Origin of the sequence: Modestobacter sp. DSM 44400 (genome assembly GCF_900107175.1) — a bacterium.
Lineage (GTDB): Bacteria > Actinomycetota > Actinomycetes > Mycobacteriales > Geodermatophilaceae > Modestobacter.
This window is the reverse complement of sequence record NZ_FNOZ01000015.1, coordinates 15574-37440: the sequence shown is the minus strand read 5'-3', so window position 1 is coordinate 37440 and position 21867 is coordinate 15574. Positions and strand designations below refer to the sequence as shown.

The 21867-nt window shown below is 72.8% G+C and carries 22 protein-coding genes; 12 read left to right on the top strand and 10 right to left on the bottom strand.

Going from position 1 to position 21867, the window contains the following annotated elements; all coding sequences use genetic code 11:
* Nucleotides 1-40: 40 nt before the first annotated feature.
* A complete protein-coding gene (locus BLW04_RS11525; RefSeq protein ID WP_091540568.1) occupies nt 41-937 on the bottom strand; it encodes an NAD(P)-dependent oxidoreductase in 897 nt (298 codons plus the stop codon).
* A gap of 155 nt (nt 938-1092) precedes the next feature.
* On the opposite strand from BLW04_RS11525, the gene BLW04_RS11520 reads away from it, so the two are divergent.
* Nucleotides 1093-1542 (top strand): CBS domain-containing protein, encoded by a 450-nt coding sequence (locus BLW04_RS11520; protein ID WP_217630995.1) that lies wholly within the window; start codon nt 1093-1095, stop codon nt 1540-1542.
* Complete coding sequence (locus tag BLW04_RS11515; protein WP_091540565.1) at nt 1543-2826, top strand: ArsB/NhaD family transporter; 1284 nt, start codon at nt 1543-1545, stop codon at nt 2824-2826.
* A 61-nt stretch (nt 2827-2887) separates the two neighbouring features.
* On the opposite strand, the gene BLW04_RS11510 is transcribed toward BLW04_RS11515, so the two are convergent.
* Nucleotides 2888-4708: an ABC transporter ATP-binding protein gene (locus BLW04_RS11510; RefSeq protein ID WP_091540715.1), complete on the bottom strand. Its 1821-nt coding sequence runs from the start codon at nt 4706-4708 to the stop codon at nt 2888-2890.
* 93 nt (nt 4709-4801) lie between these two features.
* On the opposite strand from BLW04_RS11510, the gene BLW04_RS11505 reads away from it, so the two are divergent.
* Both BLW04_RS11505 and BLW04_RS11500 read left to right on the top strand, forming a co-directional pair.
* Nucleotides 4802-5215 carry a MarR family winged helix-turn-helix transcriptional regulator gene (locus BLW04_RS11505; protein WP_254781371.1) on the top strand — a complete coding sequence of 138 codons (414 nt, stop codon included), beginning with the start codon at nt 4802-4804 and terminating at the stop codon, nt 5213-5215.
* A 486-nt stretch (nt 5216-5701) separates the two neighbouring features.
* Nucleotides 5702-6325 carry a hypothetical protein gene (locus BLW04_RS11500; RefSeq protein WP_091540562.1) on the top strand — a complete coding sequence of 208 codons (624 nt, stop codon included), beginning with the start codon at nt 5702-5704 and terminating at the stop codon, nt 6323-6325.
* A gap of 123 nt (nt 6326-6448) precedes the next feature.
* Here the strand turns inward: BLW04_RS11500 and BLW04_RS11495 are convergent, their stop codons facing one another.
* A complete protein-coding gene (locus BLW04_RS11495) occupies nt 6449-8026 on the bottom strand; it encodes a molybdopterin-dependent oxidoreductase (protein WP_217630993.1) in 1578 nt (525 codons plus the stop codon).
* Between the two features lie 279 nt (nt 8027-8305).
* Between BLW04_RS11495 and BLW04_RS11490 the strand changes: the two genes are divergently transcribed.
* Nucleotides 8306-9517, top strand: a complete 1212-nt coding sequence (locus BLW04_RS11490) for a sensor domain-containing phosphodiesterase (RefSeq protein ID WP_091540555.1) — start codon at nt 8306-8308, stop codon at nt 9515-9517.
* A gap of 13 nt (nt 9518-9530) precedes the next feature.
* On the opposite strand, the gene BLW04_RS11485 is transcribed toward BLW04_RS11490, so the two are convergent.
* A complete protein-coding gene (locus tag BLW04_RS11485; protein WP_254781368.1) occupies nt 9531-9938 on the bottom strand; it encodes a hypothetical protein in 408 nt (135 codons plus the stop codon).
* A 410-nt stretch (nt 9939-10348) separates the two neighbouring features.
* Complete coding sequence (locus tag BLW04_RS11475; protein ID WP_217630991.1) at nt 10349-10720, bottom strand: VOC family protein; 372 nt, start codon at nt 10718-10720, stop codon at nt 10349-10351.
* A gap of 123 nt (nt 10721-10843) precedes the next feature.
* Here BLW04_RS11475 and BLW04_RS11470 point away from each other — a divergent pair, with 123 nt between their 5' ends.
* The 3 genes from BLW04_RS11470 (at nt 10844) to BLW04_RS11460 (ending at nt 15185) form a co-directional block, all read left to right on the top strand.
* The gene (locus BLW04_RS11470) at nt 10844-11113 is read left to right on the top strand and encodes a YrhK family protein (RefSeq protein WP_091540552.1); all 270 of its coding nucleotides are present in this window, start codon (nt 10844-10846) and stop codon (nt 11111-11113) included.
* Between the two features lie 89 nt (nt 11114-11202).
* On the top strand, nt 11203-13284 hold the full coding sequence (locus BLW04_RS11465) for a hydantoinase/oxoprolinase family protein (protein ID WP_091540549.1): 2082 nt from the start codon (nt 11203-11205) through the stop codon (nt 13282-13284).
* On the top strand, nt 13281-15185 hold the full coding sequence (locus BLW04_RS11460; RefSeq protein WP_091540546.1) for a hydantoinase B/oxoprolinase family protein: 1905 nt from the start codon (nt 13281-13283) through the stop codon (nt 15183-15185). Before BLW04_RS11465 ends, BLW04_RS11460 begins: the two co-directional genes overlap by 4 nt.
* 739 nt (nt 15186-15924) lie before the next feature.
* Here BLW04_RS11460 and BLW04_RS11455 read toward each other — a convergent pair.
* Nucleotides 15925-16407: a DnaJ family domain-containing protein gene (locus BLW04_RS11455; RefSeq protein WP_091540542.1), complete on the bottom strand. Its 483-nt coding sequence runs from the start codon at nt 16405-16407 to the stop codon at nt 15925-15927.
* 33 nt (nt 16408-16440) lie between these two features.
* Here BLW04_RS11455 and BLW04_RS11450 point away from each other — a divergent pair, with 33 nt between their 5' ends.
* Both BLW04_RS11450 and BLW04_RS11445 read left to right on the top strand, forming a co-directional pair.
* Nucleotides 16441-16968: an NUDIX domain-containing protein gene (locus tag BLW04_RS11450; RefSeq protein WP_091540539.1), complete on the top strand. Its 528-nt coding sequence runs from the start codon at nt 16441-16443 to the stop codon at nt 16966-16968.
* 70 nt (nt 16969-17038) lie between these two features.
* Nucleotides 17039-17440: an STAS domain-containing protein gene (locus BLW04_RS11445; RefSeq protein ID WP_091540702.1), complete on the top strand. Its 402-nt coding sequence runs from the start codon at nt 17039-17041 to the stop codon at nt 17438-17440.
* A gap of 4 nt (nt 17441-17444) precedes the next feature.
* On the opposite strand, the gene BLW04_RS11440 is transcribed toward BLW04_RS11445, so the two are convergent.
* The 4 genes from BLW04_RS11440 to BLW04_RS11425 form a co-directional block, all read right to left on the bottom strand.
* Nucleotides 17445-17960: a MarR family winged helix-turn-helix transcriptional regulator gene (locus BLW04_RS11440; RefSeq protein ID WP_091540536.1), complete on the bottom strand. Its 516-nt coding sequence runs from the start codon at nt 17958-17960 to the stop codon at nt 17445-17447.
* Entirely contained in the window at nt 17957-18667 is a 711-nt protein-coding gene (locus tag BLW04_RS11435; protein ID WP_091540533.1) for an SDR family oxidoreductase, read from the bottom strand. Before BLW04_RS11435 ends, BLW04_RS11440 begins: the two co-directional genes overlap by 4 nt.
* A 53-nt stretch (nt 18668-18720) precedes the next feature.
* Nucleotides 18721-19716: a sensor histidine kinase gene (locus BLW04_RS11430; protein ID WP_091540530.1), complete on the bottom strand. Its 996-nt coding sequence runs from the start codon at nt 19714-19716 to the stop codon at nt 18721-18723.
* A gap of 138 nt (nt 19717-19854) precedes the next feature.
* The gene (locus BLW04_RS11425; RefSeq protein ID WP_091540526.1) at nt 19855-20991 is read right to left on the bottom strand and encodes a DUF6986 family protein; all 1137 of its coding nucleotides are present in this window, start codon (nt 20989-20991) and stop codon (nt 19855-19857) included.
* Between the two features lie 20 nt (nt 20992-21011).
* Between BLW04_RS11425 and uraD the strand changes: the two genes are divergently transcribed.
* Together uraD and uraH are read left to right on the top strand one after the other, a co-directional pair.
* Nucleotides 21012-21515, top strand: coding sequence for a 2-oxo-4-hydroxy-4-carboxy-5-ureidoimidazoline decarboxylase (gene uraD / locus BLW04_RS11420; RefSeq protein ID WP_254781365.1), 504 nt, complete (start codon nt 21012-21014; stop codon nt 21513-21515).
* Complete coding sequence (uraH, locus tag BLW04_RS11415; protein WP_091540521.1) at nt 21512-21829, top strand: hydroxyisourate hydrolase; 318 nt, start codon at nt 21512-21514, stop codon at nt 21827-21829. Before uraD ends, uraH begins: the two co-directional genes overlap by 4 nt.
* The last annotated feature ends 38 nt before the right edge of the window (nt 21830-21867 follow it).

Below are 21867 nucleotides of genomic sequence, written 5' to 3'. Positions count from 1 at the left end.
GGTGCATCTCCTCTTTCGGGGTACGGACGGACCGGCCGGGTCATCCGTCGGTGGCGCGCAGCGACACCTGGTTGACCGACTCGTAGTAGCGGGCGACCTCGGTGTGGTCCAGACCCGCCCCGCCCAGTACCTCGCGGGCGCGGGTCGCGGACTGCACGGCGGCATCGGTGACCGGGGTGCTCAGCCCCTCCTCGCGCGCCAGTGCCACCGCGATGCCGAGGTCCTTGATCATGAGGTCCATGGCGAAGCCGGAGTCGTAACCGCCGGTCAGCACGTGCTTGGGGTACTTCACCTCGGTGGCCTGCGAACGCCCGGTGGAGGCGTTCAGCACATCGACCATCACCTCGGCCTGGATGCCGAACTTCCTGGCCACGGTGAGGACCTCCGCCGCCGCCGCCAGGTTGGCCGCCGAAAGCAGGTTGTTCAACGCCTTGGCGGCGTGCCCGGCCCCGGGAGGACCCACGTCCAGCACCTTGCCGCCCAGTGCACGCACGTGCGGCCGCGCCCGCGCCCTGTCGGCCTCGGTGCCACCGAGCATGATCGACAGCTCGCCGGTCACCGCCTTCGCCACTCCTCCGGAGACCGGCGCGTCGACGTACCCGACATTCCGGGCTCGCGCGGCTTCGGCCAGCCGCCGCGTGCTCCCGGGCTCGGAGGACCCCATGTCGATGACGAGCGAGCCGCTGGGCAGGCGCGTCAACAGGCCGCCGGCCACCAGGACCGACTCGACGACGGCACTGCTGGGCAGCATGAGGATCACGGTGTCGACGCCGGCGGGCAACTCCTCGAGGGACGCAACCGCAGGACTTCCCAGCTCATCGGCCAGGGCGGACGCGACGGCATGGTCGACGTCGTACAGCACCGTGTCGTGATCGCCGGCGTACCGGCGCACCATCGGCGCGCCCATCCTCCCCAGCCCCACGAAGAGCGTGCTCATCCCCCACCCCTTTCCTGGGGCACAGGCGACCCCCGACGTTCCGGTCGTTGGCGGAGGAGACCACCAGGAGCTCGGACTGCCGTCCGTCCATCCGCGCCGCCATCATGCACCACCGCCCCGGCGCGCCCGACCCACCCGGTCGGTAGGTTGGTCGGGTGCTCGCCCGCGACCTGATGGTCCCCTTCCCGGCCATCGGGATGAACGACGATGCGCTGGCTGCCGCCCGGTTGATGGCCGAGCAGCACCTGCCGGGGATCGTGGTCTGCGAGCCCGACGGCCGCCCGACCCGGATGCTGCCCGGTCCGGACGTGTTGCGGTTCGTCATCCCGCAGTACGTACAGGACGATTCGGCGCTGGCCCGGGTGATCGGCGAGCGTGGGGCCGACCGGCTGTTGGCCGAGCTCCGGGGCAGGAAGGTGCGCGACCTGCTCCCCGAGCGTGGACGCAGCGATCTGGTGGTCGCCGCACCGGATGACACCGTGCTGGAGCTGTGTGTCCTGATGGCCCGGGCCCACAGCCCGCTGGTCGCCGTCGTCGAGGACAACCGGCTGCTGGGCTGCGTGACGCTGCCCCGGGTGCTCGACGTGCTGCTCGCTGCACGCTGAATGGCCGCCTTCGCCGTCGCGGTCTTCGTGATCGCCTACGCCCTCATCGCCTCGGAGAAGGTCCACCGCGTCAAGGCCGCTCTCGGTGGAGCGGGACTGATGCTCCTCGCCGGTGTCGTCAGCTTCGAGGACGCCTTCCAGTCACCCGAGACGGGGGTCGACTGGGAGGTCATCTTCCTGCTGCTCGGGATGATGATCATCGTGGGCGTGCTCCGGCAGACCGGAGTGTTCGAGTACGCGGCGATCCGGGCGGCCAAGCAGGCCCGGGGCCGGCCGTTCCGGGTGATGGTGACGCTCGTCGTGCTGACGGCCGGGGCGTCCGCGCTGCTGGACAACGTGACCACGGTGCTCCTCGTCGCGCCCGTGACGCTGCTCGTCTGCCAGCGCCTGGGCGTGCCACCGGTGCCGTTCCTGATCGCGGAGGTGCTGGCGTCCAACGTCGGCGGTACGGCCACGCTGATCGGTGACCCGCCCAACATCATCATCGCCAGTCGCGCTGGCTTGAGCTTCAACGACTTCCTGACCAACCTCGCCCCGATCGTCGTGGTGCTGGTCATCGCGCTGCTGGGCATGTGCCGCGTGCTGTTCCGCAAGGCCTTCACCTATGACGCCGAGCGGGTCGCCGAGGTGATGGAACTGGACGAGCGTGAGGCGCTCTCCGACCGGCCGCTGCTGATCAAGGCCGGCTCGGTGCTGCTCGCCGTCCTGGCCGGGTTCGTGCTCAGCTCGCCGCTCGGCTACGCCCCGGCGGCCGTTGCACTTCTGGGTGCGGGCGTCCTGGTCCTCATCAGCGGGCTGCAACCGCGCGAGTACCTGGCCGAGGTCGAGGCGCCCACGCTGATCTTCTTCGCCGGGCTGTTCATCATGGTCGGCGCCCTGATCAAGGTCGGCGCGATCGAGCAGCTCGCCGAGTGGGCCACCGATGCCACCGGCGGCAGCGCCCGCACCGCGACCTTCCTCCTGTTGGGGGCTTCCGCTGTGCTGTCCGGCGTCGTGGACAACATTCCGTACGTGGCGACCATGGCGCCGCTGGTCGACTCCCTGGCCGCCGAGACGGGCAACCCGGGCAACGTGCTGTGGTGGGCCCTGGCGCTCGGTGCCGACCTGGGGGGCAACGCAACGGTGATCGGCGCCAGCGCCAACGTGGTGATGTTGGGCATCGCCGAGAAGAACGGCTACCGGATCACCTTCTGGCACTTCGCGAAGTACGGGTCGCTCGTCACGCTCGTGACCGTGCTGCTGTGCGTGCCGTACCTCTACCTGAGGTACTTCCTCCTCGCCTGAAGACGCAGCCCGCAACGCGGGGGGCGCCCCGGTGGTGCTGATCGCCGATGACCCGGGTCGCTCAGGTGGCCAGGACGGCGTCCCGCTGTACGGCTCCCGCCAGCCGGGCGTAGCGGCCCCCCAGGTCCACGAGCTCCTCGTGCGAGCCCTGCTCGACGACGCGGCCGGCGTCCAGGACGGCGATCACGTCGGCGTACCGGACGGTGGACAGCCGGTGCGCGATGGTGACCGTCGTCCGGCCGCGGCTGACCTCGTCGAGTGCGGCCTGCACCGCGCGCTCGGTCTCGTTGTCCAGTGCGCTGGTCGCCTCGTCGAGGACCAGCACCCGCGGGTCGCGCAGCAGCGTGCGGGCGATCGCCAGCCGCTGCTTCTCCCCGCCGGAGAAACGGTGCCCGCGTGCTCCGACGACGGTGTCGTAGCCGTCCGGGAGCGAGGCGATCAGGTCGTGCACCTGCGCGCGGCGGGCGGCGGTGACCAGCTCGGCGTCGGTCGCGTTGGGTTTGGCGTGCCGCAGGTTCTCCCGGATGGTGCCGTGCAGCAGGTAGGTCTCCTGCGAGACGACGCCGACCACCCGGGCCAGGTCAGCCAGCATGACGTCGCGGACGTCGACGCCGTCGATGGTCACCCGGCCGGTCGTGGGGTCGTTGAGCCGGGCGACCAGCGAGGCCAGGGTGCTCTTGCCCGACCCGGTCGCCCCGACCAGCGCCAGCGTGGCGCCGGCCGGCACGGTGAGGTCGACGTCGTCCAGGGCCGGTCGGGGACCGTCGGGGTAGCGAAAACCGACGTGGGAGAACCGCACCTCGCCGCGCACGGGGCCCAGCTGCACCGGGTGCGCCGGATCGTCGATGTCCACCGGCAGGTCCAGGTACTCGAACACCCGGCTGAACAGCGCCATCGACGCGGTCAGCGAGACGCCGATGTCCAGCAGCCCCATCAGCGGGCGGAACAGGTTGCCCTGCAGCGCGGTGAAGGCGACCAGCGTGCCGATGGTCATCCCACCGGACGTGGCCGGCAGCCCAGCGGCCAGGTAGATCAGCGCCGGGATGCCGGCGAAGATGATGCTCATCGTGGCCATCCGCCACCGGCCGGCCAGCTGCGAGCGCACCTCGAGGGCGACGAGCTCGTCGGAGGTGCCGGCGAAGCGCTGCGACTGGGCCGGTCCGGCGCCGAGGGTCTTGCCGAGCAGCACGCCGCTGACGCTGAGCCCCTCCTCGACCTGGGAGTGCAGGTCGGCGAGGTGCCGCTGCCGCTGGGCGGTGATGGTGCGGCGCATCCGGGCGACCTTGCGGGTCAGCGCGATGGCCGGCGGGAGGACGACGAGGGACAGCAGCGACAGCCGCCAGCTCAGCGCGGCCATGGCGACCGCCGTCCCGATCACGGTGGTGGCGTTGGAAGCGGCCGAGGTGGCGGTCGAAGTGACGACCGACTGCATGCCGCCCACGTCGTTCATCAGCCGCGACTGCACTTCGCCACCCTTGGTGCGGGTGAAGAAGCCCAGCGACTGGCGCTGCAGGTGGGTGAACACCGACGTCCGCAGGCCGTGCATGACGTGCTGGCCGACGGTGGTGGACAGCCAGGTCTGCAGCACGCCGAGGACGGCGGTCGCCGCCGTGACCGCCACCATGCCGGCGACGGCCCAGGCCAGCAGCGGCACGTCCTGGCGGGGGAGGGCCTCGTCGATGACCAGCCGGACGAGGAACGGCGTGGCGAGCGCGATCGTGGAGGAGGCCACGATCAGGACCACCACCAGGCTCAGCTGCCAGCGGTACGGGCGGAACAGCCCGGCCACCCGGCTCCACCGGACGGGCGAGCGCTCCAGCTGGGCGCGGTCGGCCGGGTCGGGCCGCCCGCCCGAGCGCCCGCCTGCCCGGCCTGGGTCCATGGTGTCGATGATGACCACCCCCTTTCGATCCGAGATTACTGAGGTTACCTCACGATGCGGTAACCGCAGAGGTGCCGTTACGATTCCCGGGTGGTGGACGACGGGACGGCCGCGCTCGGCGACCTGGTGATGCGGCTCGCGCGCACCCAGCGCCGTCGGTGGCGCGAGGCGCTCGCGCCGTGGGACCTATCACCGCACCAGGCCCGCGCGCTGCGGGTGGTGTGCGGGCAGGACGGCGTCCGGGTGTCGGACCTGGCCGGGGCGCTGCGGATCGCACCACGGTCGGCGACCGAGGTGGCCGACGGCCTGCAGGAGCGGGGCTTGGTGGAACGGGTCCCCGTCCCCGGCGACCGGCGGGCGGTCGTGCTCACGCCCACCGTGGCCGGCCGGCGGGTGCAGGGCGAGGTGGACGCTGCCCGGGCGGCCGACTCGCACGAGCTGTTCGCCCGGTTGTCCACCGCCGACCGCGCCGAGCTGGGGCGGATCCTGCGGGTCATCAGCGACTGATACCGGCCCCCCGACCATCTTCAGGGCCTCCCGCGCGGGCGACCTGGCCGCCCAGCACCTGTCCGGGACCCCCCGGCGAGGGACGCCAGCGGCGACCATCCTGGACGAGCAGCCACAGGACGAGGAAGGGCACCCCCCCGACCAGGACGGCCAGCAGGCCGAGGGCGGCACGGACGCCGAAGCGGCGCGGAGCCGCGGTCGGTCCGCGTGACGTGCGGGACCGGCTTCAGCGCCGGCCCGTCCGAATCAACACCCTTCCGCTGGTCGCCTTCTTCGAGCTGCGGCCCAGTTCCTCTCCGTGGTCGGGAAGGTGCGATCCGGCGCGCCCGAGGACCCCGGCGGGATGGTCCAGCGAGCGGACCAGCGCTCCGCTCGGTCGAGTGGCGTGTGTCGATCCCATGACGTTCGGCCGCCGGATGCGGGCATCGCGGCCCAGCCGGGCACCGCAGGGGAGCACAACGTCACCGACCCCGAGGACACCTTCCGATGACCGAACCGCGAACAACCGGCGCCACCGTGGCCGCGACGAAGAAGCGGCCCCTGTGGCCATGGCTGCTGCTGGCCGCGCTGATCGCCGCGCTGGTCCTCTGGTGGATCATCGCAGAATTCACCGGCGACGAGGATCCGAATCTTGACCCCGGCGCGGAGACCGCGATCGAGGAGACCACCGGCGCCACCGAGGACGTGGAGGGGGCCGACTCCACCGACGCCGCAGCGACGACGTCCCCGGCCGTTCCGACGATGGCCGGCCTGGGCGTCATCATGGTCGGGGACCTCGACGTGCTCACGCCGAACGTCGATCTGACCACGAGCGTCGGGGAACCGGTCGAGGCCAACACCGTGCAGGTCCAGGCAGTCGTCGCCGACGAGGCGTTCTTCGTCGGCCCGGAGGCCGGGCAGACGATCATGGTGCGGCTGCAGCCGTTCGCCGGCAGCGATGACCCCGAGTCCCCTTTCGAGGTGGAGACGGGTGACCGCGTGAGCTTCACCGGGACCCTCCAGCAGATCGACGAGGAGTTTCTCGCCGATCTGCAGCTCTACGACCCCGCGCAGCAGCTGGAGGCCGGCGACTCCTACGTCCAGGCCACGGACATCACCCTCGCGCAGTGATTCCGGAGCAGGGCTGAACACAGCGCCCTCAGCCCCCCGTTCTCTCCGACGGGGGGCCCGGGGGCGCTGTGCTGTCGGTGGGGACGGACCGGTCCCGGCCGAGTGCCGCGGTCCTCCCGAGGCTCAACCCTCGACGACGACCTCGATGACCGGGTAGCCCGATGCGCCGTCGGGCGCGACCGGCGTCCGCTCGTCGGTCTGCACCTCGCCGAGGCCGTCGGTGGCCCGGGCCGCGATGACGTGCCGGCCCGGCGTCGCGTCCCAGGGCAGGTACCACTGACGCCAGCAGTCGACGTCGAGCCGCTCGGCCAGCTCGGCCTGCTGCCATAGCCCGTCGTCGACGCGCACCTCCACGCCCTCGATACCGCGGGTGGGCGCCCAGGCGACCCCGGCGATCGGGCGCCGTCCGGCGGCAACGCGCGAGCCCGGCGCGGGGACGTCGATCCGGGACGACGTCTTGATCGGGCCCTCCTTGGCCCAGCCCCGCGGGATCCAGTAGCCGTCGACGTCCCAGTCGGTGAGTTCGATCGCCGAGAGCCACTTGGTCGCCGAAACGTAGCCGTACAAGCCGGGGACGACCAGCCGCGCCGGGAAGCCGTGCTCGGCCGGCAGCGGCTCGCCGTTCATCGCGACCGCCACCATGGCCTCCTCGAGGTCCAGCGCGGTGATGGTCGGGAAGCCGGCGGTGAACCCGTCGACCGACCGGCCGAGCAGCTGCGTCGCTCCGTCCTGCAGCCCCGCTCGTTCCAGTAGCGGGCGCAGCGGCACGCCCTGCCAGCGCGCGTTGCCGACCAGGTCCCCGCCGACCTCGTTGGATACGCAGGACAGCGTGATGTCAGCCTCGATCTGCGGCATGGCCATCAACTCGCCGTAGGTCAGCGTGAACGGGTTGTCCACCCGCCCCCGGATTTCCAGGTGCCAGGTGGTCGGGTCGACGATCGGCACCCGCAGCGCGGTATCGATCCGATAGAACTCCTTGTTCGGCACGAACAGCGGCGTCAGACCGGGGATCTCCAGGTCGGCGCCCGGCGAAACCGGCCCAGCCTGCCGGAACGGCACGGGAAGCCGGATGGCCGCGCGGAGCTCGCCCAGCCGCTCCCGCCCGGTCAGCAGCCATCCACCGACGCCACCGGCCACCGCCAGCGCGGTCACACCTGCCGCCACCAGGAGGAATCGCCTGCGGTCGGTCTCGGACGCGACGCCCTCCTGCTGCCCGCCGGCACCCGGCTCGGGGACGCGCGCCTCGGCCAACAGGCGGTGCAGCAGGACGACGCCCACCGCGGCGCCCAGTAGCCCGACGAGCACCGTGCCGAGGGCCGAGCCGCGCGGATCGGCCAGCGCCGCGGCGACGCCGAGTCCGGCGAACAGGACGAACCCCGTCGCAGCGATCGCGAACCGGCGGCGGGCCAGGAGCCCGAGCCCGGCGCCCAGCAGCGCGCAGACCAGCACGACCACGGTGAGCAACACCGGCTTGTCGTGGGTGCCGAGTGCGGCGATGGCCGCGCGCTCGAGCCAGCCGGGGACGCTGTCGATGGCGGCGTCCCCCACCGAGATGACCAGCGACTGCACGCCGCCCAGTGCGCCGGCGAGCAGCTCGACCACCCCGAGCGCCGCGGCGGTGGCCACCAGCCCGGACAGCGCTGCCCGCCCAGCCGGAATCCGGTGCCCCACGTCCTCGTCCCGGCGCTGCTGCGGTTCCACCGGTGCCGCTCCGCCGCTCATCCCACCCGCACGCATCCCCCCAGACTCTCCTGCGGCGCGGGAGACGGCACGCCCGAGACGGCAACCGACGCACGAACGTCACGAAACAGCCATGACCGTGCATCGACCGTCCCAGCCTCCCCCATCTGACACAGCGGCCACATCAACGCTTCCGCGTCCCCCCATCCGGGTGTGCCGCACGGAATCCGCCGGCCGGGAACTTCAGTCGGTGCCCTGCCCGGTCGATGACGAGGGCAGACCACCAGGTGAGGGGACGACATGGGCAAGAAGCGCACGGACGCCGAGCAGCAGATCGCCGAGCTGCTGCAGACGGCGAAGAAGTCGCTGCACCTGAGCGTGGCGTTCCTCAGCCGGCTCGACGGAACCACCCAGCACCTGGAGGTCGTCGAGACCAACATTCCGTTCCTCTTCCAGGAGGGCCACCAGCAGCAGCAGGACCAGACGCTCTGCCAGGTCGTCCTGGACAAGAAGCTGCCGCCGGTCATCCCGGACCTCAAGGCCTTCCCCGCGGCGATGGAGCTGCCCGCGGCCAAGATGCCGCGGCTGCGCAGCTACGTCTCGGTTCCGGTGCGGCTGTCCAACGGCGAGCTCTACGGCACCTTCTGCGCGGCCGGGCTGACCACCGACAAGGACCTCACCGAGCGGGACAAGTCGCTGATGGACGTCCTGGCCTCGGCCGCGGCGGTCATCATCGAGCCCGAGGTGCGGTCGCGGGCACTGCGCAAGGAGATCGAGGACCGACTGGAGCCGGTGATCGCCGTGGGTGGGCCGGTGGTCGTGCTGCAACCGATCGTCGAGCTGGCCACCGGGTCGCGCCTCGGCGCCGAGGCGCTCAGCCGCTTCCCCGCGGAGTGGGGCAAGGCGCCGGACGTCTGCTTCGCCGAGGCGCACAGCATCGGCCGCGGGCACGAACTGGAGCTCCTCGCCCTCGAACGCGCCGCCGAACACCTGTCCCGGGTGGACGGGTACGTGGCGATGAACGTCTCCCCAGCCACGCTGCTGCGCCCAGAGTGCGCCGAGCTGCTCTCCCGGCTGGCGCTGGACCGCGTCCTGCTGGAGCTGTCCGAGCACGACCAGGTCGAGGACTACGTCGCGCTGAACGACGTGCTGGCGCCACTCCGGGCGGCCGGCATGCGGCTGGCGATCGACGACGTCGGCGCCGGCTTCTCCTCGCTGCGGCACATCGTGGTCACCTCCCCCGACGTGATCAAGATCGACCGCAGCATCGTCAGCGGGCTCGACACCGACCCGGTGCTGACCACCCTGGTCCGGTCGCTGGTCGAGTTCGGCCGGGGCTGCCGCGCCCGGGTGGTGGCCGAGGGCGTCGAGACCGCCGAGGAGGCCGCCGTCCTGCGCACGCTCGGCGTCGACTACGGGCAGGGCTGGTACCACGGCAGCCCCGGCGCCCCCGACCTGCTCGCCGCGGTGCCGCGCCCGCGGGTGCCGGCCGAGGAGTTGCACCTCGTATGACGGACCGGTCCGGTCATCCGACCGGCCGCCGCCCGGCCGTACCCCGGCCCTCCGACCAGCGCCACAGGGTCGGGACGACGGTCAGCAGCGCCACGGCGAGCACGGTGACGATCCCCTGCCCTACGCGGCCGGCCGTCACCACGCCGGCTGCGTCCAGGACGTAGCTCGCCCACGCGTTCGCCATGGCGTCCGCGGCCAGGACGACCGCGCTGAGCACGACCGCGCCGAGCACGACGCCGGCTCGCAGTCGCCGCGTCACCGGGACCGCGACGAGCGGATCGAGCAGCACCAGCGAGGCGAAGAACGCCGACAGCCAGGCCGGCAACGGCCCCGCGGGCGCGCCGAGACCGGCCACCTGGCCGATGTGGACGACGGTCCCGTAGCCGAATACGACGACAACGGCTCCGGCGGCCGCCCGCACGCCCCGCGGAGCACCCCGCCAGCGCCACCCCTGGCCCAGCACGCTGACTGGGCCTTCAGTCGAGCGCGGCGTGGACCGCCTCGACGTAGGCCTGACTGCGGTCCGAGCCGATGATTCCGGGCGCCATCCGGTTCATCATGTAACTGATCGTCCAGCGCGTACCCGCTGCCGAACCGGAACGGGACGCCGAGCACCAGGTCGACACCCTCGGACTGCGGCTGGAACACCAGGTCGATCGTCTCCGGCGAGAGCAGCCGGACGCCGCCGGACGCCCCGCCCAGGGACATCGTGCGCATGATCGCGAGCACCCGCGGGCGTTGCTGTGCCCGTTGAGCGCCCCATGTCGGCCCGCCGCCACCCGGCGGTGTCGGACCACGGCCACCACGGCGGCCGGAGATCGGGGGCGGCGGTCAGCCGGCGAACAGGCAGAACGGGTGCCCGGCCGGGTCCAGCATGACCCGGACGCCGTCCTGAGGCTGGAACTCCGCGGGCCGGGCGCCGAGGGACACCGCGTACTCGACGGCCGCCGCCAGGTCGTCGACTCGCACGTCCAGGTGCAGCTGCATCTGCTGCTCGTCCGGCCCGGCCGGCCAGGACGGCGGCACGTGGTCGGTCTCGAGCTGGAAGGACAGCCCCGGGCCGCCCGGTCGCAACGTGACCCACTCCGGCTCGTCGGTGGCGATCGGCCAGTCCAGCAGCGCCGCGTAGAACCTGGCCAGCGTCCGCGGGTCGGGGCAGCCGAGCACGGTGCTGGTCAACGTCATCTGCGGGCGGTCGGGCACCCAGAACCTCCTCGGACGGGACGGATCGAACCCGACCTCGAGTCTGCGCCCGGGGGCCTGCCCCTGCACCAGGCGGATCAACCTGCGTGCGCATGCACCGGCGACCATGGGTAGGTGCCAGGGATGGCTGCTACGACCCACCATCACTCCAGCACCGGCAACCCGCACGGAAGCCGCCGACTGGGCGCGCTGCTCCGCGACTTCCCTTGGGTCCACCTGGGCATCGGCCTGCTCGGGAACAGCCTGTTCTTCGCGGGCAGCATCCTGTTCTTCTGGAAGAGCACGATGCTGCCGGCCATCTGGATTTTCGTCTTCGGCAGCCTGGGCATGCTGATCGGTTCGCTGGGCGAGCTGCTCGTGCGCGTGGAGAAGCGTCGCCACGGCGACGACTGAACCGGCGCTGTCCCGGAACAGCGGGCGGTGCGCACGTGGCTGTCAGCGGCATCTTCCGGCCGGGATACCTCAGCGTTAAGGTTCCTGCCATGAGCGCACCGGCCCGTCGGGTACGGATCGGGATCGACACCGGGGGCACGTTCACCGACGTCGTCGCCGTCGACGAGCAGACCGGCCAGGTGTCGACGACGAAGACCCCCTCGACCCCCAGCGACCCGGCTGAGGGCTTCATCGTCGGCGTGCAGAAGGTGCTCGGCCAGTTGGGGTTGTCCGGCGACTCGGTCAGCGCGGTCAGCCACGGGACGACGGTGGCCACCAACCAGCTGCTCGAGGGCACGCTCGACCGGATCGGCTTCATCACCACCGAGGGCTACGAGTCGGTGCTGGAAATAGCCCGCCAGTCGGTGCCCGACGGCTACGGCAACAGCTACTTCTGGGTCAAGCCGCCGCGGATCGTCCCGGCCGACCTGGTGCGCACCGTCCGCGGCCGGCTGGATCCCACCGGCGCGGAAGTCCGCCCGTTCGACCGGGACGATGCCGCCGCGGCCGCCCGGTTCTTCCGCGACGCGGGCATCACCACGATCGGCGTCTGCTTCCTGCACGCCTACGCCGACGACGGCCACGAGCAGCAGATGCTCGACGTCCTCCACGTGGAACACCCGGGCGCCGTCGTGTCGATCAGCTCCCAGGTGCTTCGCGAGTACCGCGAGTACGAGCGCTCGGTCACCACGCTGGTCGACGCCGCGGTCAAGCCCCGGGTGGGCGCCTACGTCACCAACATCCGCCGCCGCCTCGACGAGCTGGCTCCCGGCGTCCCGTTCTACGTGATGAAGAGCAACGGCGGCGTGCTCAGCGCGTCCGAGGTGGTGCACCAGCCGATCACCACGATGCTCTCCGGCCCGGCCGCCGGCGCCCTGGGCGCGGCCCTGATCGCCGGCACGGCGGGCTTCGACCGGGTGCTCACCTGCGACGGCGGCGGCACGTCGACCGACGTCACCGTGGTCATCGACGGCGAGCCCACCCTGACCACCGAGGGCCGCGTCGGCGACTACCCCTCCAAGATCCCGATGATCGACGTGGTCACGGTGGGCGCCGGCGGCGGTTCGATCGCCTGGCTCTCGCCCGAGGGCACGCTCAAGGTCGGGCCGAAGTCGGCGGGCGCCGAGCCGGGTCCGATGTGCTACCCGGCCGGCGGCGACCAGCCGACGGTCACCGACGCCCACGTCGTCCTCGGCCGGATCCCCCCGCACCTGCTCGGCGGGGAGATCCCGCTGTCGGTGGACGCCGCCCGCGGCGGGCTCGAGCACATCGGGACGACGCTGGGTCTGTCCCCGGAGCAGGCGGCCACCGGCATCCTGGAGATCTCCGCGTGGAACCAGGCCAACGCGCTGCGCCAGGTCACCGTCGCCCGCGGCCGCGACGTCCGCGACTTCACCCTCACCACGTTCGGCGGCTCCGGCTCGCTGCTGGCCTGCCGGCTGATGGACGTCCTCGGGCTGCCGCGCACCCTCGTCCCGCCGAACCCGGGCAACGTCAGCGCCTTCGGGCTGCTGACCGTCGACGTCCGCAATGACTATGTGCAGACGATGGTGACCCGCGCCGCGGACCTGGGGCCGGACGCCGTGACGGCCGCGTTCACCACGCTGGAGGAACAGGCCGCCCAGGCGCTGGACGGCGAGGGCTTCGCCCGCGACGAGCAACGGATGCAGCGCACCGCCGACCTGCGCTACGTCGGGCAGGCCTTCGAGGTCCGGGTGCCCGTCGCCGGAGGGCCGCTCGACCGCGCCGCCCTGGACGCGGTGGCCGCCGAGTTCCACGCCGCACACGCCCAGCTCTACGGCTACGACTTCGCCGACGACCCCCGCCAGGCCGTGGAGTGGGTCAACCTCCGGGTCAGCGGGATCGGGCCGATCCGCCGTCCCGACCTGGTCGAGCTGGCCGCCCGGGACGGCGGGGTGAACCGGTCCGTCACGGGCACCCGACAGGTGTTCTTCGACGACGACTGGGTCGACACCCCGGTGCACTGGCGGCCCGACCTGGGCGCCGGTGACGTCGTCGCCGGGCCGGCCATCATCGAGGAGTTCGGCTCCACCGTCCCCGTGCACCCGGGTTTCGTGGCCACCGTCGACCGGTTCGGGAACCTGCTGCTGACGAAGGAGACCGCCCAGTGAGCACCGTTCCCGACCAAAGTGGCCACTTTGGCCGGACAGCGGGGACGTCGGCTGCCGACCCGGTGCTGGTCGAGATCGTCGCCGGCACGCTGGCCGCGATCGAGAAGGAGGTGGAGACGTCGATCGGGCGGACCTCCCGCTCGCCGATGATCCGCGATGCGCACGACTTCCGCGCCGGCATCCACGACCGCCGGCTGCGCAAGCTCACCGGCCGCTCGTACTCCGCGCTGGTGCACCCGGTCGTCCGCGACCACCCGATCCCGACGATGAACCCCGGCGACGTCTACTTCCACAACGACGTCTACCTGTCCGAGGGGGGCATCGGCCACCTGCCCGACCTGTGCGTCACAGTGCCGGTGTTCGCGGCCGCCGCGGACGGGACCCCGGAGGTGGTGGCGTTCATCCAGGCGTTCGGCCACCACGACGACATCGGCGGCGCGGTGCCCGGCTCCATGCCCTCGGCGGCCACGTCGGTGTTCGAGGAAGGGCTGATGGTCCCGCCGATCAAGCTGTGGGATCGCGGCGTCCGCAACGACGCGGCGCTGACCATCATGACCCGCAACTCACGGATGCCCGACTCGCTGGCCGCCGATCTCGATGCCGAGTGCTCGGCCTGCCTGGCCGGCGCCCGGCGGCTGGGCGAGCTGTTCGACCGGTACGGCGTGGCCGCGGTCGAGGCGTGCTTCGAGGCGATCCTGAGCAGCTCCACCGAGGTCTACCGGCGGGAGATCCTATCCCAGATCCCCGACGGCACCTACGTGTGGGAGGACTATGCCGAGCACGATGGCGTCGACGCACCGCAGCTGCACCGGCAGCGGATCACGCTGACCATGGACGCCACCAAGGCCGTCCCGTTGGTCATCGACTTCACCGGCACCGGCCCGCAGGCCAAGGGCCCGATCAACCACTGCGGCGACTACGCCGACGGCAACTTCCTGAAGAAGTGGCTGGCGCCGATCCTGCGCAACCTGGCCGCGACGCCGGAGCGGATGGCCGAGCTCGATGTGAACGAGGGCGTCGTCCCGCTGATCGAGATGCGGTTCCCGGAGAAGGGCACCCTGCTCACGCCGATCTTCCCGGCCCCGACCAATGCCCGGACGTTCGTCATCCTGCGGCTGCTGGGCGTGCTGGCCGGGGTGCTGGCCAAGGCGACGGGGGGTCGGATGCCGGCCGACCAGGAGACGATCCGGTACACCGGCGTCTACGGCAATGATGAGGCCGGCGAGCCGTACCTGATGCGCGAGGTGCTCGGCGGCGGTTCGGGCGGGCGCTACTACGCCGACGGCGAGGACACGATCCACGTCGTCCCGGACTCCCGGAACCTGCCCACGGAGTTCACCGAGTCCCGCTTCCCATTGCGGATCGAGCGGCTGGGACTGGCGGTGGACTCCGGCGGCCCGGGCCGATACCGCGGGGGCTGCGGTTACGAGAAGCACATCCGGGTGCTGCGCGACGCGCACTTCATGTCGATCGCCGACCGCTCGATCCTGGCCTGCTGGGGCGTCAAGGGCGGCAAGGCAGGGCAGCCGTTCCAGATCACCGTCGACCCGGGAGGCATCCACGAGCACGAGGTCGACGCGCTGGCCGACGCCGAGCCGCTGTGCGCCGGCACCGTCGTCCGGGTGCGGACGACGGGCGGCGGCGGCTGGAGCGACCCGCTGGAGCGCCCGGTCGCCGAGGTGCTGCAGGACATCGCCTGGCGCAAGGTGAGCGTCGCGGGTGCGCGGGCCGACTACGGAGTGGTCGTGGACGCGGACGGCGGAGCCGACGCGGCGGCGACGGAGGCGCTACGCGCCGACCGGCGCGCGCAGCGCCCCGAGGTGGAGCCGTTCTTCGACCGCGGCCCCGGCTACGCGACGCTGTCCGGCGGGGCGGCGTTCAACGAGTTCGACGTCCTGTAGCGGGCGGTCGACCACTGCGCCCCGGCCGCGGAACGAAGGCGGAGAAGGCGGCATGGTCACCCGGGAACTCGCCGGGGAGCGACGCCGAGAACGACTGACCGCTCCCTGGCGGGCTAGGCCGATAGCGCCGAGAACCCAGCCGTCAGCCCCTACGGCCAGGATGGTGCCGCCCGGCGGCCAGTCGTCTTCAGCAGCCGCAGAGCTCGATCCTTGAACTCCGGCGAAGCATCGAACGGGTCGTGACTCACTCAGGGTGAACCCGACCGTGGCCACCGACGTCCCCTCGCCCGGTAGCGGAGCGAAGCTGCTGGCCAGACCCAGGAGGCCGGCCCGCAGAGCCGCCTGCGACGCTTCCCCACCAAGCCGACGATGATGGCGGCGACCGAGCGATCCGGCGGACGACGTCGAGCGCACCGCCCGCCTGGTCATCGCCCATGCTCGCAACCTTTCCCAGAGTCGTTGGATGCTGTCGGTGCGGCAGGGGGGGCCAGCCCCCCGGCGGGAGAAGATGTGGGATCTTGATCCGCGCGTCGGTCGTCGAGTACCCGCCAGGCGTCCGCCTCGGTGTAGCCGCTGCCGTAGATGGCCGGTGAGCTGCCGGCGTGCAGTGGGACCTGCTCCAACGCGCCGGCCCAGCACCGCAGTATCCGGGTCAGCTCGTCAGCCCGGCTCCCTTCGGAGAGTGCTCCGGCGTCGAGGTCGACGTGCGGAACGAATCACATGCGCCGATCCTGCCCGCTCAGGCCGCGCGCCGACGCAGCCAGCGCCGACGGCGGGACGACGGGGCCTCGGACGCGGCGGGCTCCGCGGCCACCACCGGCCGGGTGCGGCGCCACTCGGCGACCAGTTCCTCGACGTCGGGCATCCCGACCGGGATCCACGGTCCGTCGGCGAGCCGCCGGTAGTACTGGTCGACGCGGGCGGTGTGCGCCTCGACGACCGCGCGCGCCAGCTCCTCGGTCGGCTGCCGGGCCACCAGTCCGGGCAGCTCCTCGCGCTCCCTGCGCAGCACCAGGCCGCTGGGCAGCATGCCCACGACGTCGGCGTTCTCCCGCTTCGCCCATTCCAGCGCCCAGTCGTAGCTGGTCTGCTCGCGCGTCCGGCGGGGCAGCGGCTTCCCGGCACCGTCGAGTCCGTCGAAGGCACCGTCCTCCTGAGCCCGGGTGATCTGGCTGTCGATCCAGGTCTCGAACGACATCCCCGTCGGCTTGCGCTGCGTCATCGGCGTCCTCCCTCGTCTGCCAGTCTGAGCGCCATGCGGACGACGAGCAGCCGGGAGGTGTACCGCAACCCGTGGATCCGGGTGCGGGAGGACCAGGTCGAGCGGGACGACGGGTCGACCGGCGTGTACGGCGTGGTCGAGAAACCGCACTTCGCGCTGGTGCTCCCCGCCGAGCGGGACGGCTTCTGGCTGGTCGAGCAGTTCCGCCACCCGCTCGGCCGGCGCGCGTGGGAGTTCCCGCAGGGCACGTGGACGGCGGGCGAGGACGGGAGCGCCGAGGAGCTGGCCCGCGCCGAGCTCGCCGAGGAGACCGGCCTGCGCGCCGCCGAGCTGCACCACCTCGGGCGCCTCGACCTCGCCCCTGGCTTGTCCACCCAGGAGTTCGACGTCTGGCTGGCCACCGGGCTCACCCCGGGCCCGACCGCGCGCGAGGCCACCGAGGCCGACATGCGGTCGGCGTTCGTCCCCGAGAGGGAGCTGCAGGCGATGGTCCGGGACGGCCGGTTCACCGACGGGCCCTCGCTGGCGGCCTACAGCCTGCTGCTGCTCGACCGGGGCTGAGCCGGCCACGCCGGCCGACTCCCGGGCCGTCCCAGGAATGAACCGGCGCGGAAGCGGGAAGATCCCGACCATGACACCGCCCACGCCCGCGGACAGCCCAGCCGGGCCGGGCGGAGACGCGCAGCCGTCCACTGTCGAGGTGACCTGCACCGAGCAGGGCGACACCGCCCAGATCACCGTCGTCGGCGAGCTCACCGACAGCGCCCGGCGTCCCATGGTCCGGGTGATGACCGACCTCATGCTGAGCGGCACGCCCCTGCACCGGGTGGTGGTCGACGTCTGCGCGGTGACGTTCATCAACTCCGCGGGCATCGCCGCCCTGGTGCAGCTGCAGAAGATGGGCCAGCCCCGGGGCATCGAACTGACGTTGGCGGTGCAGAGCACCGCGGTGACCCGCCCGTTGCAGCTGTCCGGTTTGTGGCACCGCTTCCCGATCATCGACCGCCGCCACCCGGACGGCGGCGGGAGCTGATCCCTCAGGGCTCCTGCGGCACCCGGCCCAGCGCGACCAGGAACCGGCGCAACAGGCCGGCCAGCTGGGTCTGCTCGTCGGCCGACAGTCCGGCCAGCATCCCGCGCTCGGTCTCCAGGTGGTCGGGCAGCGCGGCGTCCAGCGCCGTCCGGCCGGCCTCGGTCAGCGAGACGACGACCGCCCGCCCGTCGGCTGCGCTGCGCCCTCGGGTGATCCACCCCTTCTCCTCCAGCCGGTCCAGCCGCTGGGTGATCGCCCCGGAGGTGACCAGCGCCGTGCGCATCAGCGCGGTCGGGGTCAGCTGGTAAGGCGGTCCCGCCCGGCGCAGCGCCGCCAGCACGTCGAAGGACGGCGCGTCCAGCCCGTGGCGGGCGAAGGTGGCCCGCTGAACGAGGAACACCTCCCGTTGCAGCTGGCTGATCCGGCCGATCACGCCCATCGGCGAGCAGTCCAGGTCGGGCCGTTCCCGGCACCACTGCCCGAGGATCAGGTCGAGGGCATCCCCGCCGGGCTCGGTCATCCCTTCACCTCGGGCGTGAGCACGTCGACGAGGTGCTCGGCGTAGGTGCGCGGCGGGCGGCCGAGCAGGGCGGTGAGCAGCCGCGGACTGCCGGCGAAGCCGTGGGCGCGGTAGTGGTCGACCATGGCCCGGGCGCAGCGGGCGGCGTACCCGGTCGGCACCTCCCTGCCGGGGACGACGTCGTCCGCGACGACGTCCCGGCCCAGCCGTGCACCGATCAGCTCGGCCAGCCGGGGAGCGGTGAGCGCCTGCGGCCCGGCGGCCTCGAACGTGCCGCCGTCCAGCCCGTCCTCGGTCAGCAGCACGGCGGCGGCCCCGGCGACGTCCCGCAGGTCGCTGCCGTCGAGTGCCTCCTCCGCCCGATCCTTCGCCGCATGGTGCTGCATCGCCCGCAGCTGCGGGCGATGCAGCACCCAGTGGTAGACCAGCCGCGGCAGTCGTGCGCGGCGCGCCTCGGCGAACAGGGCCGGTGCCCCCTCGGCCTCGTCGGGGTCGAAGTTCGGCCAGATGAGGTACATGGCCTGCGCGCCGACGAGCACGCGGTCCCACTGCATCGGTGCGGTCAGCTCGGCCACCACCACCTCGGCTCCCAGCGCGGTCAGTTCTGGCCGGTCGCCGCGGCGGGCGACCACGGCCCGCACCGGCAGGTCCCGCGCGCGGACCACCGCCGTCCCGGTGGGTCCGCCGGCGGCGGTGACCACGATCATCCGGCTCACCTTAGCGATGAGGTACTCCCGCCGGGGGGCAGCGACCGGGCGGGTCAGCGCAGGGCAGAGCTGAGCCGGACGGTCAGGCCGTCGGGGCTGGGGAGCAGGTCGACGTGGTCCCAGAGCTTGCGGGCCAGCCACAGGCCCATCCCTCCCCGGGACAGGTCCGCGCCGTGCGCAGGTTGGAAGCCGGCGAGGACGTCGCCGTAGCCGGTGCCGCGGTCCCGGATGGTGCACACCAGTCGGTCGGCGGCGGCCCAGAGCCGGGCCGAGACCGGCGGCCCTCCGTGCCGGAAGGCGTTGGCGGCGATCTCGCTGACCGCGATGTGCAGGTCCTCCCGCTGCTCGCGGTCGGGCACCACGGTGGCCAGGGCGGCGGCGAGCTGATGCCGCAGCGCAGCCAGGACCGGGGCGTCGTCGACCGCGAAGACCGGGTCGCCGTCCTCCAGGGGCTCCCGGGGGAGCGGCAGCCGCGCCAGGTAGTCGGGTGGGCTCAGGTAGTGCGGGTTGGGTCGCGCGACCCCGTCGACCAGCAGCACGGGATGGGTGGCGGCGGCACTGTCGACCACCTCGGCCGGCAGCGACCGCCGGTCGTAGAAGCACAGCGCGTCGATCGGCTCGGCCGACAGCAGCGTGTTGATCACAGACTCGTAGCGCTGGCCCTCGCGCCAGTCGCGGGGGGCCAGGCCGAAGCGGGTCTCCCCCACCAACCGCACCCGGCCCGACCGCGAGCCGGCCGCCTGCTCCAGCAGCTTGCGGATGGCCACCAGCGCGTCAGGGGCCCGGGTGTCGAGCAGGCTGATCCGGGCGTCGGTCTGGACGTCGGTGGCGCGGGCGCCCAGCTCGCGACGCAGCAGGTCGTTGCGTTCCAGGGAACAGGAGAGGACGACGAGGTCCCCGGCGCGGAGCCCGGCGTCCATGAACGGCACCGCCGCCGCAAGTGCCTCACCCGACGACCCGATCACGGCCGCAGCGTGGGTGTGCTGGCCGGCCCCGTCGACAGCTGCCGGGGCAGCGCCGACATCGCCGGGACGCAGACCTCCGACCACGGGTGGGACCTCTCGACGGGACGACGCACGGGAACGACTGGTCGCATTCTCAAACGACCCCCTGAGCAGTGTGCGCTCACCCCCCGCCGGGCCGTCCCCACCCGGCGTGTCGTGACAGCCACCTCGGAGGCGCAGCCGTCAGGCCGCCCGGGGACGCCGTCCGGCGAGCCTGTCCAACTCGCCGCGGTCTAGGCCGGTCGCGGCGCTGACCTCGCCGCCGTCGAGCGCCCCACAGTCCAGGCCACGCAGCACCACGGTGGCCAGCGCCCGCGCAGTGGCCGGCTCGTCCAGCACGCCGCCGGCCACTCTGCGCACGTAGCCGTCCAGCCGCGCGGCCGCGGCCGGCAGCGCCGCGCGGAAGAAGGCGTAGGTGGCCACGTAGCGGGTCACGAGCTGGCCCGGGTGCAGGTCCCAGCCCTGGTAGAAGCCGCGCTCCAGCGCCCGGCGGACCAGCCCGGCGTGCAGCTGCCAGGCCGCGTGCACCTGGGCGGTGGGCCCCACCGGCAGCACGTTGGTCGAGCCGTCGACCGCCCGCGCACCCGTGCCCGCCACCGCCACCTGCATCGCCTGCTTGGCGACGTCGGCGGCCGGGTGGTCGGAGGACTGGTGGGCCGCCGCGAGGCCGAGCGCGGCGCTGTAGTCGTAGGTGCCGTAGTGCAGCCCCGTGACCCGACCGGCGCCGGCGTGCAGCATCCGGGCCAGCGTCGTCGTCCCGTCGGCCCCCAGGACCGCCTGCGGCGTCTCCACCTGCAGCTCCAGGTCCAGGTCCAGCCCGAGTCCGTGCTGCTGCTCCAGCGCGTCCAGCCCGCCACCCATGAAGAGGTCGAGCGTGCGGACACCGCGGCGTCGGGTCGGGCCCTCCAGTGACTTCGCCCGCACCCCCAGGTACGGCGACAGCCCGGGTTCGGCGGCCAGCACGGCCGCAGCGCGGAAGACATCGCCGTCCTCGGCATCCGGGCCGCCCCGGTAGCCGTCCTCGGCGTCCACCCGCAGGTCTTCCACCGGCTCGGCGGCCAGCTTGGCGCGTACCCGGGGCAGCACCTCGGCGACCAGCGCCGCGGGCAGGCCGAGGTCGGGCAGGCCGTGCTGGTCCAGGGCGGCCAGCGCGGCGGCGCCCCAGGCGACGGTGAGGCCCGGAACGACGGCGTCGGCGGGGACGTAGCAGGTGTGCACCGGCTGCCGGGCCGGCGACTCCCCCGGGTAGGCGGCCGCCCGGGCGGCGTCCACCGGCGCCAGCCGTCGGTCCAGTTCGTTGAGCAGCGACTCGGGGACCATGGCCTGGCATTCTCTCAGCCGTGCCCGATCCCGAGCTGGACCGCTTCAACACCGAGCCGGCCGAGCGGGCCGAGGAGCGGCTGCGCGCCTGCAACGCCGCGCCGTCCTTCGCCCCCCGCGTCGCCGCCGGCCGGCCCTATCCGGACGCCGACGAGCTGGTCGCCCGGGCCGAGGAGGTGAGCCGCGCACTTCCGTGGGAGGAGGTTGCCGCGGCGCTGGCCGCCCACCCGCGGATCGGCGATCGGGTGGAGGGCACCTCGGCGGAGGCGGCGGCGTCCCGGCGCGAGCAGAGCGCGATGGGCACGGCCGGCGACGGCGACCGCGCGGCGATCGTGGGCGGCAACCGCGCCTACGAGGAGCGTTTCGACCACGTCTTCCTCATCCGGGCCGCCGGCCGCTCGGCGGCGGAGATGCTCGCCGAGCTGCACCGCCGGCTGGGGAACTCCCCCGACGACGAGCGGGCCGAGGTGACCGAGCAGCTGGCGCAGATCACCGGCCTGCGGGTGCGACAGTTCGTGTCATGAGCGTCTCCACGCACGTGCTGGACTCGGTGACCGGCCGGCCGGCGGCCGGTGTGGCCGTCGCGTTGTTCGCCGGGGACGAGCTGCTCGCCTCCGGGGCGACCGACGCCGACGGGCGCTGCCGGCTGGCCGAGGGCGCCACCGGCACGGGCGCGCACCGGCTGGTGTTCGGCACCGGCGAGTGGTTCACCGGCCAGGGGCGCGAGACGTTCTACCCGGAGGTCGTGCTGACCTTCGCCGTCCGGGGACCCGCTGAGCACCACCACGTTCCGCTGCTGCTCTCCCCGTTCGCCTACTCCACCTACCGGGGCAGCTGACGGCCCCCTCCAGGGCCTTCCCGAGCGTGCGACGGGAG

Bases quoted from the DNA above. Each gene is read 5' to 3' on its own strand.
- BLW04_RS11525 (WP_091540568.1), bottom strand. From the start codon at position 937: ATGAGCACGCTCTTCGTGGGGCTGGGGAGGATGGGCGCGCCGATGGTG.
- BLW04_RS11515 (WP_091540565.1), top strand. From the start codon at position 1,543: ATGGCCGCCTTCGCCGTCGCGGTCTTCGTGATCGCCTACGCCCTCATC.
- BLW04_RS11510 (WP_091540715.1), bottom strand. From the start codon at position 4,708: ATGGACCCAGGCCGGGCAGGCGGGCGCTCGGGCGGGCGGCCCGACCCG.
- BLW04_RS11500 (WP_091540562.1), top strand. From the start codon at position 5,702: ATGACCGAACCGCGAACAACCGGCGCCACCGTGGCCGCGACGAAGAAG.
- BLW04_RS11490 (WP_091540555.1), top strand. From the start codon at position 8,306: ATGGGCAAGAAGCGCACGGACGCCGAGCAGCAGATCGCCGAGCTGCTG.
- BLW04_RS11470 (WP_091540552.1), top strand. From the start codon at position 10,844: ATGGCTGCTACGACCCACCATCACTCCAGCACCGGCAACCCGCACGGA.
- BLW04_RS11465 (WP_091540549.1), top strand. From the start codon at position 11,203: ATGAGCGCACCGGCCCGTCGGGTACGGATCGGGATCGACACCGGGGGC.
- BLW04_RS11455 (WP_091540542.1), bottom strand. From the start codon at position 16,407: ATGACGCAGCGCAAGCCGACGGGGATGTCGTTCGAGACCTGGATCGAC.
- BLW04_RS11450 (WP_091540539.1), top strand. From the start codon at position 16,441: ATGCGGACGACGAGCAGCCGGGAGGTGTACCGCAACCCGTGGATCCGG.
- BLW04_RS11445 (WP_091540702.1), top strand. From the start codon at position 17,039: ATGACACCGCCCACGCCCGCGGACAGCCCAGCCGGGCCGGGCGGAGAC.
- BLW04_RS11440 (WP_091540536.1), bottom strand. From the start codon at position 17,960: ATGACCGAGCCCGGCGGGGATGCCCTCGACCTGATCCTCGGGCAGTGG.
- BLW04_RS11435 (WP_091540533.1), bottom strand. From the start codon at position 18,667: ATGATCGTGGTCACCGCCGCCGGCGGACCCACCGGGACGGCGGTGGTC.
- BLW04_RS11425 (WP_091540526.1), bottom strand. From the start codon at position 20,991: ATGGTCCCCGAGTCGCTGCTCAACGAACTGGACCGACGGCTGGCGCCG.
- uraH (WP_091540521.1), top strand. From the start codon at position 21,512: ATGAGCGTCTCCACGCACGTGCTGGACTCGGTGACCGGCCGGCCGGCG.